Source organism: Pseudomonas sp. PDM17 (genome assembly GCF_014851985.1).
Taxonomy (GTDB): domain Bacteria; phylum Pseudomonadota; class Gammaproteobacteria; order Pseudomonadales; family Pseudomonadaceae; genus Pseudomonas.
In genome coordinates this window covers 415,302-431,398 of sequence record NZ_JACVAT010000002.1, presented here as the reverse complement: position 1 = coordinate 431,398, position 16,097 = coordinate 415,302, and the positions used below count along the sequence as shown (strand labels likewise).

At 65.7% G+C, this 16,097-nt stretch carries 13 protein-coding genes and 1 pseudogene; 6 read left to right on the top strand and 8 right to left on the bottom strand.

Features of this window, described 5'->3' with window-relative positions:
• Positions 1–13 precede the first annotated feature (13 nt).
• From IB256_RS07745 to IB256_RS07735, 3 genes and pseudogenes are all read right to left on the bottom strand, one after another.
• Positions 14–445, bottom strand: coding sequence for an acyl-CoA thioesterase (locus IB256_RS07745; RefSeq protein ID WP_192294721.1), 432 nt, complete (start codon positions 443–445; stop codon positions 14–16).
• 31 nt (positions 446–476) lie between these two features.
• A pseudogene (gene hisD / locus IB256_RS07740) lies at positions 477–1,253 on the bottom strand (histidinol dehydrogenase); the annotation flags it as partial.
• A complete protein-coding gene (locus IB256_RS07735; protein ID WP_192401988.1) occupies positions 1,214–2,461 on the bottom strand; it encodes a hypothetical protein in 1,248 nt (415 codons plus the stop codon). The pseudogene hisD and the gene IB256_RS07735, both read right to left, overlap by 40 nt.
• Positions 2,462–2,730: 269 nt before the next feature.
• On the opposite strand from IB256_RS07735, the gene IB256_RS07730 reads away from it, so the two are divergent.
• The 6 genes from IB256_RS07730 (at position 2,731) to IB256_RS07705 (ending at position 9,734) form a co-directional block, all read left to right on the top strand.
• The gene (locus IB256_RS07730; protein ID WP_192401986.1) at positions 2,731–4,587 is read left to right on the top strand and encodes a DUF1302 domain-containing protein; all 1,857 of its coding nucleotides are present in this window, start codon (positions 2,731–2,733) and stop codon (positions 4,585–4,587) included.
• Between the two features lie 23 nt (positions 4,588–4,610).
• Positions 4,611–5,978, top strand: a complete 1,368-nt coding sequence (locus IB256_RS07725; RefSeq protein ID WP_192401984.1) for a DUF1329 domain-containing protein — start codon at positions 4,611–4,613, stop codon at positions 5,976–5,978.
• Between the two features lie 229 nt (positions 5,979–6,207).
• A complete protein-coding gene (locus tag IB256_RS07720; RefSeq protein WP_192401982.1) occupies positions 6,208–8,001 on the top strand; it encodes an acyl-CoA dehydrogenase in 1,794 nt (597 codons plus the stop codon).
• A gap of 329 nt (positions 8,002–8,330) precedes the next feature.
• On the top strand, positions 8,331–8,777 hold the full coding sequence (locus IB256_RS07715; RefSeq protein WP_081518247.1) for a hypothetical protein: 447 nt from the start codon (positions 8,331–8,333) through the stop codon (positions 8,775–8,777).
• Between the two features lie 165 nt (positions 8,778–8,942).
• Entirely contained in the window at positions 8,943–9,122 is a 180-nt protein-coding gene (locus IB256_RS07710; RefSeq protein ID WP_024762799.1) for a hypothetical protein, read from the top strand.
• 96 nt (positions 9,123–9,218) lie between these two features.
• Positions 9,219–9,734 carry a GNAT family N-acetyltransferase gene (locus tag IB256_RS07705; protein ID WP_138216976.1) on the top strand — a complete coding sequence of 172 codons (516 nt, stop codon included), beginning with the start codon at positions 9,219–9,221 and terminating at the stop codon, positions 9,732–9,734.
• Here IB256_RS07705 and IB256_RS07700 read toward each other — a convergent pair.
• The 5 genes from IB256_RS07700 to IB256_RS07680 all read right to left on the bottom strand — a co-directional run bounded on the left by IB256_RS07700 (position 9,704) and on the right by IB256_RS07680 (position 16,081).
• Positions 9,704–10,813 (bottom strand): M14 family metallopeptidase, encoded by a 1,110-nt coding sequence (locus IB256_RS07700; protein WP_192294742.1) that lies wholly within the window; start codon positions 10,811–10,813, stop codon positions 9,704–9,706. The two genes, IB256_RS07705 and IB256_RS07700, sit on opposite strands and share 31 nt — an antisense overlap.
• A 57-nt stretch (positions 10,814–10,870) precedes the next feature.
• A complete protein-coding gene (locus IB256_RS07695; RefSeq protein WP_192294743.1) occupies positions 10,871–12,145 on the bottom strand; it encodes an MFS transporter in 1,275 nt (424 codons plus the stop codon).
• Positions 12,142–13,350: a M20 aminoacylase family protein gene (locus IB256_RS07690; protein ID WP_192401980.1), complete on the bottom strand. Its 1,209-nt coding sequence runs from the start codon at positions 13,348–13,350 to the stop codon at positions 12,142–12,144. Before IB256_RS07690 ends, IB256_RS07695 begins: the two co-directional genes overlap by 4 nt.
• Positions 13,351–13,459: 109 nt before the next feature.
• Complete coding sequence (locus tag IB256_RS07685) at positions 13,460–14,377, bottom strand: LysR family transcriptional regulator (RefSeq protein WP_138216980.1); 918 nt, start codon at positions 14,375–14,377, stop codon at positions 13,460–13,462.
• 345 nt (positions 14,378–14,722) lie between these two features.
• The gene (locus tag IB256_RS07680; protein WP_192294745.1) at positions 14,723–16,081 is read right to left on the bottom strand and encodes a DUF1329 domain-containing protein; all 1,359 of its coding nucleotides are present in this window, start codon (positions 16,079–16,081) and stop codon (positions 14,723–14,725) included.
• Positions 16,082–16,097: the final 16 nt, after the last annotated feature.

The window sequence follows — 16,097 nt, the reverse complement described above, 5'->3', positions numbered from 1 at the left end:
GGCAGAAAGCGACTCAGGGAACCAGCAGGTGCAGCGCTCGCCGCAAACCGTCCGGCAGACTCACTGGCCGGCGCGACTCGCGGCCGACATAGACATGGACGAAATGGCCCTGTGCCGCCGCCTCGCGCTCGCCCTCACGGAACAGGCCGATCTCGTAGCGCACGCTGGATGATCCCAGCTTGGTCACCCGCAGACCGGCGTCCACCACATCCGGGAAGGCAATGGACTGGAAGTAGTTGCACTGGGTTTCAACCACCAGGCCGATGACCTCGCCATCGGTGAAATCCAGCACCTCCTTGCGCATCAGGTACTCGTTCACCACGGTGTCGAAGTAGCTGTAGTAATTGACGTTGTTGACGTGACCATAGACGTCGTTGTCCATCCAGCGGGTCGGGATGGACAGGAAATGCGGGTAGCTTTCACGAAGGCTGACGACGGGTTTCATCGCTCTGACTCCAGCGGTGAGGGATTGGGATTCAACGGGTTGGCCGGATGCCCTCACTGAAAGCATCCGGCGCACGGCCTCCGGCCGGGGTCTTGCCGTAGCGGCGCACGCGGATATCGGCCTGTTCCTTGTGTCCGGCGAAGCCTTCCAGGGCGCACAGGCGCGAGCAGTACTCGCCCACCAGGGCCGAAGCCTCGTCGGTAAGCACGCGCTGGTAGGTGCAGGTCTTGATGAACTTGCCGACCCACAGGCCGCCGGTGTAACGGGCAGCCCGGCTGGTAGGCAGGGTATGGTTGGTGCCGATGACCTTGTCGCCGTAGGACACGTTGGTGCGAGCCCCGAGGAACAGCGCGCCGTAGTTGGTCATGTGCTGGAGGAAATGGTCCGGGTCGCGGGTCATCACCTGGACGTGCTCGGAGGCAATGCGGTCGGCCTCGCGCACCATTTCTTCATAGGTGTCGCAGAGGATGATCTCGCCATACTCCTCCCAGGCTACCCGGGCGATAGGCGCGGTCTCCAGCTTGGCCAGCTGGCGTTCGATCTCCGCCGGCACCGCGCGGGCCAGCGCCTCGCAGTTGGTCAGCAGGATGGCCGGCGAGTTGGGGCCATGCTCGGCCTGGCCGAGCAGGTCGGCGACCGCCAGTTCGGCGTCGCAGGATTCGTCAGCAATGATCAGGGTTTCGGTCGGACCGGCCAGCAGGTCGATGCCCACGCGGCCGAACAACTGACGCTTGGCCTCGGCAACGAAGGCGTTGCCCGGCCCGACGATCATGTCCACCGGAGCGATGCTTTCAGTGCCCAGTGCCAGCCGAGGCGATCGATGCAGGCCTGCGCCTCATCCAGCCGCCATCCAATGAGCAGCGCCTGGGCATTGAGGTAGATAAGAAAAGGCGTGTTTTCCAGCAGGTTCGCCGAAAGCCGCTCGCGCCAACCCAACCAGCTGTGCAGGTGCTGGCCGGCGAACAGCCAGGCCAACGGAACTCGCTCCATATAGCTGGCCGCGGTATCCACCTGCCCTTCCTGCAGTGCCAGCTCCACTGCATCGCCGACGAAGCCGGCTTCGCGCAGCAAGCGACAGGCCTGCAGGCGCAGACGTCGGGCCTCGCGGGGTGGCAACTCATCGGCCAGCGCCCGCGCGACCACAGGATGCAGGTGCCACCAGCGTGCCTCGGCGTCCAGGGGTGACAACATCCCCAGAGAGAGCAACTGCGAGGCAAACTGCCGGCTGGCATCCAGCTCCGGCCAGAACTCTGCGCACAAGGCGGCAGACACCCTGGGCAGGTGCGCAATGCCGCTGAGCATGTGTCGCTGCGCATCGCTCAGGCGCGACAGGAGATCATCGCGAACATACTCGCGGCGCCTGAGCACCGGCGGCCGGACCGGATCATCCCTTCCCTGCAATCCCAGCCGCACCATGGCGCACCAGCCCAGCGTGGCCTCCCACAGTTCATCGGCGAAGTCCTCGGACTGGCTGCCTGCAATCAGCGGCAGCAGGCGGGCGAATTCCTCACGGGTGAGCGCCAGGCTGTCCGCCCCCAACGCGATGACGTCGCCTTCCAGCGACAGCCGCGCCAACGGCCAGCACGGACGCTGGCGAGCGCTGACCCAGAAGCGCACGGGGGCGTCCTCCTCCAGCAGGCCGAGCAGCCAGGCATCCAGTTCCGATGCCTGGGCCGGATAGTCGTCGAGGATGAGATACAGCGGCGCGGAGGCGTGGCGCAGGCAATCGAGCAGGACCTCCGGCGCGGCCTCCCGGCCGAGGCCCAGCTGGCGCGCCAGCAACCCGGAAAGCTGCGCCGGCGACACCGGCCGGCCATGCAGGGCGAGCCAGGCATAGCGGGTGTCCGCCGGCAGCTGCGCCAGGCTCTCGCGCAGCAAGGCGGTCTTGCCGAAGCCGCCCGGTGCTTCGAGCAGACACAGCCGGTGCGCTGCCAGCACCTGCCCGCTCAGACGCTCGCGGGGCAGATGAATGGCCGGGCTGGAAACCTTCAGGGGCAGGAGGCTGGAAAGCGTCATGAGCGGACACCGGACTGACTGTCAGTCGATCCTTGCCAGCCTTGCGACGTCGCACCATCAACCATTCGAGGTATTCGATCCGAACGGTGACAGCTCTAGTTACCTTTCTCTACTCAGGCGCCCGGGCTCCAGTCACTTCAGCGACACCCACAGGTCTCCGGCACACCGGGTAATCCGCGAAATTACCTGAACAGGCAATTCAGGCCCCTCACTCGACTCCCTAGCATGGCCACTCCACTGACTCACCAAGCGTTTCATTGGAGTACCGCATGACTACAAGAACAACAAAGAGCGGCGCGTTCCAGCCGCGCCTCCTGGCTATCGCCGTCACCATGACCTGCGGCTCGCAGGCCGGAGCTGTCGACTTCAACATCGGGGAAATCGAAGGCAAGTTCGACTCGTCGCTGACCTTCGGCACCAGCTGGTCCACCACCGCGCCCGACAAGCAGTTCATCTCGAACAACAACTCGATGGGCGTGCACGGCGGCAAGTCCTCCTCTCGCACCACCGACGACAACCGCCTGAACTTCAAGAGCGGCGAGAACATCTCGACCATCGTCAAGGGCCTGCACGACCTCGAGTTGAAATACGGGGACAGCGGCGCTTTCCTGCGTGGCAAGTACTGGTATGACTTCGAACTCAAGGACGGCCACCAGCACTTCTACGACATCGACGACCACGGCCGCGACCAGGCCGCCAAGAGCTCCGGGGCGATGTTCCTCGACGCCTTCGTCTACCACAACTACAACCTCGGCGACCTGCCCGGCAACGTCCGACTTGGCAAGCAGGTGGTGAACTGGGGCGAAAGCACCTTCATCCAGAACGGCATCAGCTCGATCAACCCGCTCGACGTCGCCGCCTTGCGCCGCCCCGGTTCAGAGGTGAAGGAGGGTCTGGTGCCGGTGCAGATGTTCTACGTCTCCCAGGGGCTGACCGAGAACATCACCGCCGAAGCCTTCTACCAGTTCAAATGGGACAAGACCGTCACCGACAACTGCGGCACCTTCTTCGGCGCCGACGGCGTGGCCAAAGGCTGCGACGACCGCCTCGTCACCGCCGGCTATGACCTGGCCCCGGGTGACGCGACCAACACCGGTGGCGCGGCCGCCCTGGCGGCAATGAGCGACGACGCCTACATCCCCCGCGCCAAGGACAATGATCCGCGCGACAGCGGCCAGTACGGCCTCGCCCTGCGCTGGTTCGTGCCGGAGCTGAACGAAACCGAGTTTGGCGCTTACGCCATGAAGTACCACAGCCGCAGCCCGTTCCTCAGCACCGTGCGCACCACCAACCCCAGTGCCAGCGCTGCCAACTCCCTGGCCTCGATCCGGGACGCCAAGTACTTCATCGATTACCCCGAGGACATCCGTCTCTACGGCCTGAGCTTCGCGACTAACCTTGCGGGCGTTTCCTGGGGCGGTGAACTGAGCTACCGGCCGAATATGCCGTTGCAACTCAACACCGCCGATCTGGTCAGCGCCACCCTGACCCCGGTCGGCCGCAGCTCGCCGTCCCCGCTGTTCACCACCGGTTTCTCCAGCGGCACACCGGCCGGTGACACGATCAACGGCTACGACCGCAAGCCGGTGCTGCAGGTGCAGACCACCGTGACCAAGCTGTTCAACCAGGTGTTGGGTGCCGACCGCCTCACCGTGGTCGGTGAAGTGGGCTACAACCGTATCAACGGCCTGGGCGATACCGACGGAACCGATCTGCGCTTCGGCCGCAGCCCCGCCTTCGGTTCCGGCATCCTGCCCGGTGCTACCGGTGCCGCCAGCTGCCGCGGCACCAACGTAGGCCTGCCCAACGCCAGCAATCCCGCGCAAGAGTGCAACAGCCACGGCTTCTATACCGCCAACTCCTGGGACTACCGCATCCGCAGTCAGCTGGATTACCCCAACGCCATCGCCGGCATCAACCTCTCACCCAACCTCGCCTGGTCCCACGACGTGGAAGGCACCGGGCCGAACTTCGAGGAAGGTGCCAAGGCCGCCAGCCTCGGTCTGAACGCCGACTACCAGAACACCTACACCGCTGCGGTCAACTACACGACCTACTTCGACGGCCAATACAACACGATGACCGACCGCGACTTCGTCTCGCTGAGCCTGGGCGTGAACTTCTAACGATCATCACGGAGACGCACACCATGAAGAAGCACCTCACCCTCGGCGGCGGCGCACTGGCGCTGTCCCTGCTGGCCAGTGGCGCGCTGGCCGCCATTTCTCCTCAGGAGGCCGAACAACTCGGCGGCGCCAAACTGACCCCGACCGGCGCAGAGAAAGCTGGTAACGCCGATGGCAGCATTCCCGCCTGGACCGGCGGCCTGAAGCCCGGCGCCGCGCCGGTGGACAACGGCTTCCTAGGCGACCCCTTCGCCAGCGACAAGCCTCTGTTCATCATCACTGCGGCGAACGCCGAGCAGTACAAGGACAAGCTGACGCCCGGCCAGCTCGCGCTGTTCAAGCGCTACCCGGACAGCTACAAGATCCCGGTCTATCCCACTCACCGCAGCGCCTCGGCGCCGCAGGCGGTCTACGACGCCATCAAGAAGGGCGCAACACAGGTGGAGCTGGCGAACGATGGCAACGCCCTGGCCCACTTCGAGACCCGCTACACGCCCTTCCCAATCCCCAAGAGCGGCGTGGAAGTCGTCTGGAACCACGAGGGCCGCTACCGCGGTACCAGCCTGGAACGCTACAGCGCCCAGGTCGTGCCGCAGGTGAATGGCGACTTCACTGCCGTAGGTTTCAAGGAAAACACTGGTTTCCCGCAGTTCATGAGCGATGTCGAACCGGCCAAGAGCGCGAACATCCTCTACTACTACAAGCAGGAGATCATCGCCCCGTCGCGTCTCACCGGCACCGTGAACCTCGCTTACGAGACCATCGACCAGATCAAGGAACCCCGCCAGGCCTGGACCTACAACGCCGGCCAGCGTCGCGTTCGCCGCGCTCCGGAAGTGGCCTACGACGGTCCGGGCAGCGCCGCCGACGGTATGCGCACCGCTGACAACTCCGACCTCTACAACGGCTCGCCGGACCGCTACACCTGGAAGCTGATCGGCAAGAGGGAAATCTACATTCCGTACAACAGCTACCAGCTGATGTCGCCGAAACTCAAGCTGGCCGACATCGTTCGCCCAGGCCACATCAACCCCGAGCACACCCGCTACGAGCTGCACCGAGTCTGGGAAGTGGAAGGCACCCTGAAACCCGGCGCCCGCCACGTCTATGCCAAGCGCCACATGTACTTCGACGAGGACACCTGGATGCTCGCCGAGGTCGATCACTACGACAGCCGCGGCCAGCTCTGGCGCGTAGCCGAAGGCCACCAGGCGAACGACTATCAGCAGGGCGTCGCCCTGTACGCCGCGCAGACGCTCTATGACCTGATCGCCGGCCGCTACCTGGCGATGAACCTGATCAACGAAGCCAAGCAAGGCACCCGCTACGACATGAAGTACACCGCTTCGGACTTCACCCCTGCCGCCCTGCGCAACTCCGGCATCCGCTGAGCACCATCGGGCGCCCCTCAACGGGCGCCCTTTTCCCGTTTTCGCTTCAACCCTCCCCGCTCTTCCGCACATCGATACCAAAACTTCCAGCGCCCAGGACAGGTCCACTGCATGACCCTGTTTGAAGTGGCGCCCACTCGAAGAGAGGGGCGCGGCACTGCGCCCGCCTCGCTTCAATGGCGCACTTCGCACAATCAGGCCGCGCCGTTGGCTGCACAGGAGTTCCAACATGAGTGACTACATCGCCCCACTGCGCGACATGCAGTTCGTCCTGCGTGACCTGCAACTGCTCGACAGGCTGAACCAACTGCCCGGCCAGGAAGAGATGAACGCCGAGCTGGTGGACGCCATCCTCAACGAGGCCGCGCGCTTCGCCCAGGGCGAACTGGCGCCGCTGAATGTCGTTGGCGACCGCCAGGGAGCACGCTGGAAGGACGGCGATGTGCGCACGGCCGAGGGCTGGCGCGAGGCCTACGGACGATTCGCCGAAAACGGCTGGAACGCCCTCTCCTGCCCGCCCGACTTCGGTGGCCAGGGCGCGCCGCGACTGGTTTCGGCGCTGGTGGAGGAAATGTGGAACGCCGCCAACGTCGCCTTCGGCCTGTGCCCGATGCTGACCCGTGGCGCCATCGAGGCCATCGATCTGCGTGGCTCGGATGAACTGAAGCAGACCTGGCTGCCGAAACTGGTGAGCGGCGAATGGACTGGCACCATGAACCTGACCGAGCCCCAGGCCGGGTCAGACCTCGCCGCCGTGCGTACACGCGCCGAGCCGCAGGCGGACGGCAGTTACCGGGTATTCGGGCAGAAGATTTTCATCACCTACGGCGAGCACGACCTCACCGACAACATCGTCCACCTGGTGCTGGCCCGCGTGCCGGGCGCGCCGGATGGCGTGAAAGGCATTTCGCTGTTCGTGGTGCCCAAGGTGCTACTGAACACCGACGGCAGCCTGGGCGAGCGCAACGACCTGCGTTGCGTCTCCATCGAGCACAAGCTGGGTATCCACGGCAGCCCGACCGCCGTGCTGGCCTTCGGCGACCAGGGCGGCGCCACGGGCTGGCTGGTGGGAGAAGAGAACCGCGGCCTGGAGTACATGTTCATCATGATGAACGCGGCGCGCTTCTCCGTCGGCATCGAAGGCATCGGCCTGGCCGAACGCGCCTACCAGCGCGCGGTGGCCTATGCCCGTCTGCGCATCCAGGGCACCGAGATTGGTGTTCCGGGGCGGGAAAAGGCGGCGATCATTCGCCATCCGGACGTTCGCCGCCAGCTCATGTCCATGCGCTCTCGGGTGGAAGCCATGCGCGCGCTGGCCTGCGAAGTGGCGCTGGCAACGGACCTGGCCCACAGCCACCCGAGCGATGCGGTGCGCCGCGAACGACAAGCCTTCGTCGAGCTGATGATCCCGGTGATCAAGGGCTGGTGCACCGAAAGCGCGGTGGACATCGCCTCCCTCGGCGTGCAGGTCCACGGCGGGATGGGCTTCATCGAGGAAACCGGTGCCGCCCAGCACCTGCGCGACGCTCGGATCACGCCGATCTATGAGGGCACCACGGGCATCCAGGCGCTCGACCTGATCGGTCGCAAGATTGCCCGCGACAAGGGCGCGGCCGCCTTCGCCCTGATCGCCCGCCTGCGTGAAGCGCAACTGGCGCTACCGGACGACGACCCGCAACTGGCCGCGATTCGTCATCGTCTGTTCTCGGCGATCAACGCCCTGGATGACGCGGTGACCTACGTGGTGAACCACTACGATGAGCAGGTGCGCCAGGTGGCGCTGGGTTCGGTGCCGCTGCTGGAACTGTTCGGTATCGTCACCGGCGGCTGGCAGTTGGCGCGCTCCGCCCAGGTGGCCCGCGAGCGCCTGGCCGGCAACAGCGGCGACGCCGCGTTCTACCGGGCCAAGCTGCGTACTGCGCAGTTCTATGCCGGGCATTTCCTCACCCGCGCGCCGGGTCTGGCGCAGGCCATTGTCGAGGGTGGCGACGCTGCCCTGGCGATGGAGGACTTCGCCTTCTGAGCGGACATGCCCGCCCGTCCGAAGTCTCGGCGGGCGGGCGCCATCCGTAACGACAGCTTTACACCTGCCTTCGATCCTGCCGGCCGTGGCAACAACAGGCCGCGCCCCAGGCGTGTGCATGCTTGGCTATTGCAGGGGGGCGCCGTTATGCAGGAATGCTCATTGACAGTCGTCCGCCGCTTCAGTGAGATGGCCTTTCGTTCAGGCAAATGGCATTGCTGGCCGACTGTGTGTGCGTTGTGTCCTGCAATGCCGCGATGACGAAACTTTGGCGATCCCGACTCGCTTACGAAAGTTTTCTCGTTTCATCGACACAGGAGATGCCGGCGATGTTGAACCAGGCAGCCCGGAACACCCAGGACGTCGAATTCGACGAGCAATTCCTCCTCGCCTTCGAGATCCAGGTCCTGCAGAAGGCCCTGCCGGCCTTCGAAGAGGCCTCGCGCTTCGCCCGCGACCGAGGCCTGCGCTGTAGCGTGGAACTGATCACCAACGCTGACGGCCACCCCGAACTCAGCCTTAGCGCTACCCAGCGCGATGACCTTCCGGACAGTTGCTACCGACTGATCGCCGACCCGGCCGCCCAGGGCATAGTCCATGAGGAGTTCACAGCGGTGAACCGCCGCACGCGTCGCCAGGGTGCGCGCCTGGCGACGCTGACCTCGCGCTCGCTGGAGCTGCAGCTGGAAGCCTTCTTCATGCACGCCTTTGGCATGCGGCTGGACTACAACGTGCTGCGCCTGGACTACTCTTACGAGCATGCTTCTGGGCTATAGGCCTTTTCCGACGCTGCCGGCCGTCGGTTCGGCCGGTGGCGGAACGAGCGTTCCGTCGGACAGTTCCTGCAAAGGATGATTTATGGCAACGATGAACGCGTCGAAGTCGCTATTATTCGCGCCCTGTGCGCCACCTCGTGCGTGTTTCCTCGTTGTCGCTTCGCCATGAATGAATTCCTCGTGCATTTTCAGGACGGTCACTGCCTGGGCAAGACCGTGCTGCGCTCGTTTTCCCGTCAGATGACCCTCTCCGAGGCGCGCGTGCGCCTGCAGGCCTGCTACCCGCTGCGCGTTCCGCACCTGCTGAACATCCTGCACCTGACGCCGATGCTGCCCGGCCGCTGATCCGCACCCACCCGTACAGTTTTCCTGCGCCACTGTGCCTGCAACCGGGCATCGACCGTGGCTAGAGTCGTTCGTCCCGACTTCAAGGAAAGCACCATGGCCGACCTGCAGATTCGCCCCGCCACCGCCGATGACGTTCCGGCCATGCTGGACCTGATCTTCGAGCACGGCCCCAACGACTGGAACTTCCTGCCCGAAGGTCCGGTTCGCGAGCACTTCCAGGGCATCGCCGCGGGGACGGTCTGGGCGCTGGTCGCAGTGGATGGCGATGAGCTGCGCGGCCTGGTGACCTTCCATGAAAGCGCTGCGTTCGGCCGCTTCCAGCACGAAGGGCGCCCGCGTCACGCCTATATCGCCGAGGCCACGGTGCATCGCGGCGAAGCCGGGCGCGGCCTGGGTACGCGCCTGCTGCGCGCGGCCATTGCCGATCTGCTCGCCCGTGGCCTGCCCGACATCTACATCGAGCGCCACGAGGAGAACCCCGGCTCCGCCGGGATGATGCGCAAGGCCGGCTTCGACGAGCTGGAAACCTTCGCCGACCCGCAGCGCCGCCCCAATGGGTCGCGGCGCACGACGATCTGTTACCTGGACGCGCGAACCGGCGCCGCCTGAGCTTCGCCCAGACCGGCGAGGGCTTGCCGTGCCGCTTCGCCGGCCTGCTCCAGCACCTGGCGCTTCCAACCGTCCTCGTCCACGTAGAAGGCATCACGCAGCTGGCGATGGATGCGCAGGGCTTTCTCCGCCGGTACGCCGGGGTTGTTGGCCAGCCACTGGTCCGCGCGCAGCGCCTTGAGCACCTTGAGCCCCGGCAGCGTGCCGAACTCCAGGGCGATGGCGGTCAGCTCGGCCTGCGGACACTCGCTCGCAGCGCTGAGGATCATCTGCCCCTGCAGCTGCACCGACACCGATCCCCCTTCGTGCGCCGAAGTCACCTCATCGCTCCACCAGCGGCGCGTGCGCGCCAGCGTCTGCGGATCGTTCCCGCCCACATAGATGCGCTCGCCGTGGCCTTTGGGCCCAAGGCCGGTGTGCACGTCGATCCAGCCCAGTCGTGCGCAGTCCCGGGCGTGCTGGCGCAGCACCTGGCGCACGGCCTGGTTGCTCCAGGTCGGTTTGGCGCCGATGTAGAACAGGCCGTTGGGATGGCTGTCCTGGCCGCTGGATATGGCTGCCTGCAGTTGCTTGCGGCCGTGGCGCATGGCGTAGCGCAGCAGGCGCAGGTGGCTGGCGAAGGACGGCCAGCGCCGCGGGATCAGGATCGGGTCGAGCGCTGCGTAGGCCTGGTTGCGCTGGCGCGGCTGGGAGAAGTCGATGAAGTTGCGGTTGAGGTCGACGTTCTCGTGGGTCCAGCGCCGCCACCAGGAAAAACCGTAGGGGTTGGCCGCGTGCAGGTAAAGCACTGCGCAATCGGCCTTGGCACATTGCTCCAGCCAGTCGGGATCATTGAGCAGCGCAATCTGCACCGCCGAGCCGCAGAAACCTTCCACCCCATGGCAGCCGCTGCTGATGATCAGCAGGTTCTGCGCATCGCGCGGACCACTGCGCGCCACGTCCAGCGCGAGCGGCTCGCCATCGCGGCCGGCCAGCGGGTGGCGGTGGGATTCGACGACCAGGCCGGCGGACAGGCACGCGGCGAGAAACTTGCCACGCGCTTCGGCGTAGCTCTGGGAAAAACAGGCAGACGGGTTCATCACCGCTCCGGATGATTGGATGTTGCAGGGCCCGCTGGGCGGGCCCTTCGGGGAGTATCAGGCGTGGCCGACCGCACCGGGCAGCGGCGCTTCGCTGTGCTCGCCCTGCAAGGACTGGCGGGTGCGCTCGGGGGCGATGATCCGGCAGCCGAGGATGGCACCGACCACGGTGAGCACGCCGAACAGGCCGAGCGCCGTCTCGAAGCCATGGGCGATGTCACCGCCGCGCAACTCGACCAGTTGGCCGACGATCCAGGGCGCGAGCATGCCGGCGCTGGTCATGCCGCCAATGTGAATGGCCAGCATCGAGCCACGCTGGGCACTCGGGGCGATGTAGGCGACCAGGGTGTTGCAGAAGGTCGGCAGGACGTTCACCAGGATCGCGCCCAGGGCGTAGAGCACCAGGATCGCCACCCGATCGCCGTGCAGCAGGGTCAGCGCGCAGAAAGCAACACCGGCGACCGCTGCGAAGGCCATCGGCGGCAGCACCATGGCGCGCTGCACCGAGGCTCCGCGCTTCATCGCCCGCTGGGAGAGCGTGGAGAGCAGCAGGTTGGCAAGGATCACCCCGACCGTCACCACCATCACCGTGTAGCCCGACTGCATGGGCGTCATGCCCTGGCCCTTCTGCAGGTACACCGGCACCCAGCTGTACACCAGCGCAGTGGGCAGGTAGCTGAGGAAGCCCATCAGGGTGATCCAGATGAAACTGCGGTTGAGCAGCAGGCGGCTGTACGGCAGGCGCAGTGACGACCCCGGCCCCTCTTCCTCGGTCTGCTGGCCTTCACGGCCGAAGATCAGCCAGACGACCAGCCAGACCAGCCCGAGCAGCGCCAGCAGGAAGTACGCGGTGCGCCAGCCGAAGTGCTGGATCGCCAGCGGCAGGCTCAGCGCGCCAAGTACCGCGCCGAGCATGATCGACACCTGGATCAGCGCCGAGGGCAGCACACGCTCCTTCGGGCCGAACCACTTGAAGCAGGCGTGCTGGGTAACCGCCGTGCCCGGCCCGGTGCCGGCGCCCAGCAGCAGGCGCCCGGCGACCAGCGCGGCGAAGCCGCTGGACAGCGCCACCAGCAGTTGCGAGGCCATCCAGACCACCGACATGCCGGCGAGAATCCAGCGTGTCGGGAAGCGGTTGGCGAGGAAGCCCACCAGCACGCCGGAGATCGAATAGAGGAAGAAGAACGCGCTGCCGATGAAGCCGAACTCGGTTGGCGAGAGCTTTAGTTCGTCGATGATCTGCGCGCCGGCGAAGGCGAAGATGGTCTTGTCCAGCACGCTGATGACCATCACCAGCATCAGCAGGATGAGGACTACGGTGCGCTGTTTCATGCCTGCTCCTCTCTCGACAGAGAAGTCTCCACCAGCCGCACCCAGAGCGCCGCGCCGAAGGGAATGGCGCCGTCGTTGAAGTCATAGCCGGGGTTGTGGACCATGCAGCCGCTGGGGCCGCTGTTGCCGTTGCCCAGGGCGATGTAGCAACCGGGGCGGCGCTCCAGCATCCAGGCGAAATCCTCGCTGCCGAGGAAGCCCGAAGGGATCTCGGACAGCAGGCGCTGCGGGCCGACCAGTTCGGTCAGCACCTGGCGCGCGAGGCGGGTTTCTTCTGGCGTATTGACCAGCACCGGCACCAGCTCCTCGTACTCGTAGTGCAGTTCCATGCCGTGCACGGCGGCGACGCCACGGCTGATCTCGCCGATGCGTCGCTTGAGCAATTCACGCACTTCCGGCTTGGTGGCGCGCACGCTCAGGCGCAGGTCGGCATGGTCGGGAATCACGTTCGCCGCCTCCCCTGCCTTGAGCATGCCCACGGTCACTACGGCCACTTCGGTGGACGGCACGTTACGCGCCACAATGCTTTGCAGCGCCAGCACCAGTTCGGCGGCGGCGACAATCGGGTCTTTGGTCAGGTGCGGCATGGCGCCATGGCCGCCGACGCCGGTCAGACGGATCGATACGCGGTCCGAGGATGCCGTCAGCGCGCCCTCGCGGGTGAGGAAGCAGCCCACCGGCAGGCCCGGCGCGTTGTGCAGCGCGTACACCGCGTCGCAGGGGAAACGCTCGAACAGGCCGTCGTCCATCATTGCCACGGCGCCACCCAGGGTTTCCTCGGCGGGTTGGAAGATCAGGTTGAGGGTGCCGTCGAAGTGGCGCTGCTCGGCCAGGTCGCGGGCGGCGCAGAGCAGGATGGCAGTGTGGCCATCGTGTCCGCAGGCGTGCATGCGGCCGGCGTGCTGGCTGGCGTAAGGTACGCCGCTGGCTTCGTCGATAGGCAATGCATCCATGTCGGCACGAATGCCGATGCTGCGCGCACTGCTGCCCTGTCGCAGCACACCGACCACGCCGGTGCCACCCACGCCCTCATGGACTTCATAGCCCCATTCGCGCAGGTAGCCGGCAACGATGGCGGCAGTGCGCGCCTCCTCGAAGCCCAGCTCGGGATGCTGGTGAAGGTCCCGGCGAATCCGGGCGAAGGCTTCCTGGGAAGCGAATAGTCTTTCGACTGTCTCGTGCTGGGTAAGGGGGTGCTGACTCATGCCGCATCCTGCTCATTGTTCTGATGTGGCCGGCAGGATGCCCCACGCGCGAGGCGCTGAATAATGACCTTCGCGCATGCTTATCAAGGCTGGTTATCGACGCCTGCTTTCAATCGGCCTTGCCGTCGGCCTTGCGCAGGTGCGGCCCCTTGAAGGCGTAGACCAGTTCGTCCACCAGGGTCTGCGCCTCGCGGGTCATCAGTTCCGGCGGGCGGCAGACCAGCGAGATGTCGGTTCCCGGCACAGTCTCGGCGATGTCCAGCGCCTCCAGGGTGCCGGCAATGATCGGCAGGTCGAACACCCGCCGCGACCAGAAACTCACCGCGTCGGTGTTGGCCGCCAGTTCCGCGTAGAGCACCACCGAGGCGCACTCGATGACGCGCTCGGGGTGGCGCACCTGGTACTGCTCGAACATCTGCCCGGCGAGGGAAACGTCCAGCGAGTCGGGAACCAGCCACTCCTCGTCGAGCAATTCGTGCAGCGACCGCGCGTTGCGCAGCGGGTGGCCCTTGCGCACTGCCAGCGTGGTGGGCTGGGCATAGAGTTCCTGCCAGTGGAAGCCGTCGACGTTGCGCGATGACGGCTGCGAGGTCAGCACCAGGTCCAGCTGGCCTTCGCGCAGGCCTTCGAGCAGCTTGGCCGGGCGTAGTTCGTTGATCTGCAGCTGCACCTTGGGGTAGCGCTTGCGGTAACGCAGCAGGCTGGCGGCGAACTGCTGACTGGGCGTCACCGGTGACACTCCAATGGCCACGCGGCCATCCATGGCACCCTTCAGTGTCTCGATCTCGTCCCGCGCGCGGCGCACTTCCTCCACCACCAGGCGGGCGCGGCGCACCAGGCGCTCGCCGTATTCGGTAGCGGTAATGCCACGGTTGGAGCGTACCAGCAGCGGCACGCCCAGCTCGGCCTCCAGCTCCTTGATGCTCTTGGACAGGGCGGGCTGGGAGATGTGCAGCAGGCGCGAAGCTTCCTGGATGCTGCCGCTTTCGCAGATGGCGACGATGGCGCGGAGTTGATGCAACTTCATGGAGTGGTCGTCGGCTCGGGGATCGGTAACAGGTCGGAACATAAAGCAAAATCGAGGCCGGCGTGAGTAACGGTTGGTAAACGCGGGTGGACTGGTGGGTCGCGGGGGTGTTTTTGCCGGCTGATTCAGGCGGTGGGCATTTATGGGAGTTTCGTGCATTGCCAGCATGGGTATCGCTGCGCTCCACCCACCCTACGACGAGTCACGCCTGTTGCCCCTGAGCTTGCGGACGGGTTCGCGGGCATGGCCCGCTCCTGCAGGTGGGCGCGCGACCCACAAAAAAAGCGGCCCGAAGGCCGCTGATAAACACATCGGAGCGCCGGTGAGCGCGAGTCGGGTCCGCCGTCAGCGGATGCCGGTGGCGCGCAAGGCGTTGGGGGTGAAGTCGTTGCTGCTGGCCTTCACCGCGAAGTCGTAGCTGCTCTTCTCCTCATTGCGCAGGCCGGACACCGTGTAGCGGCCGGACAGCACGTCATAGTGGGTCTCCGCCGTCAGCCAGGTGAACTGCTGGTCGTAGAACGGCCGCGCATGGCCCTCGGACACCCGCCAGAGGCTGCCACGGCCGTCGTAGGCGTCAGCCTCGGCGATCTGCCAGCTGTCCTCGTCGATGTACAGGTCACGCTTGCTGTAGATATGCCGCTGGCCCGGCTTCAGGGTCGCCACCACGTGCCACACGCGGTGCAGCTCGTAGCGGGTGTGGTCCGGGTTCAGGTGGCCGGGCTTGACGATGTCGTCGTACTTCAGCCCAGGCGAGTCGAGCGCGAAGCTGTTGTAGGGGATGTACAGCTCTTTCTTGCCCACCAGCTTCCAGTCGTAGCGGTCCGGTGCGCCGTTGAACATGTCGAAGTCGTCGTAGGTCCGCATGCCTTCCGCGCCGGGGCTGTCGTAGCCTACCTGCGGGGCACGGCGCACGCGGCGCTGGCCGGCGTTGTACATCCACGCCATGCGCGGTTCCTTGACCTGGTCGATAGTCTCCAGCACCAGCATCACGCTGCCTGCGCGACGCGGCGGCGAGAGAATTTCCTGGCGGAAGTAGTAGAGGATATTGTCCATCTTCGCCGGGTCGTAGTCCTTGAGCCCGAATGGGAAGGCGAACTGCTCCTTCATGTAGCTGATGGTGTAGGCGCCGTTGGTCTGCGGGTTCATCTGCGCGGTGGTGCGCAGCATCGCGTTGCCCCGGTAACGGGTGACGTGGTTCCAGATCACTTCCAGTCCGTTCTGCGGGATGGGGAACGGAATGGTCATGCTGAAATGGGTCAGCCCGTTGCCGCCCTCGGCCAGCGAAGTCGCCGTGGCGTTCTTCTTCGCCGCGTCGATCACCGCCTGCGGGTAGCTCGCACTACGGTGGCTGGGGTAGACCGGAATGCGGTAGGTCTCGGGGAAGCGCTGGAACATCGCCAGCTGCCCCGGCGTGAGCTTGTCCTGGTACTGGCTGGCGTTCTGCGCAGTGATGGTGAACAGCGGCTTGTCCGCGGCATAGGGGTCGGCGAGGAAGCCGCCGGCATCGGCCTTGCCGGCGTTCAGCGCCAGGCCACCGGTCCAGGCCGGGATGCTGCCGTCGGCGTTGCCCGCCTTCTCGGCGCCAATCGGGGTGAGTTCATTGCCCAGGCGCGCGGCCTGGTCGGCGCCGACCGCGGCCATGACCTGCCCGGCGAGCAGGCTCAGCGTCAGGCAGCCGGCCTGCAACCATTGTTTGTTGTTCATGCTTTTACCTCAGGGG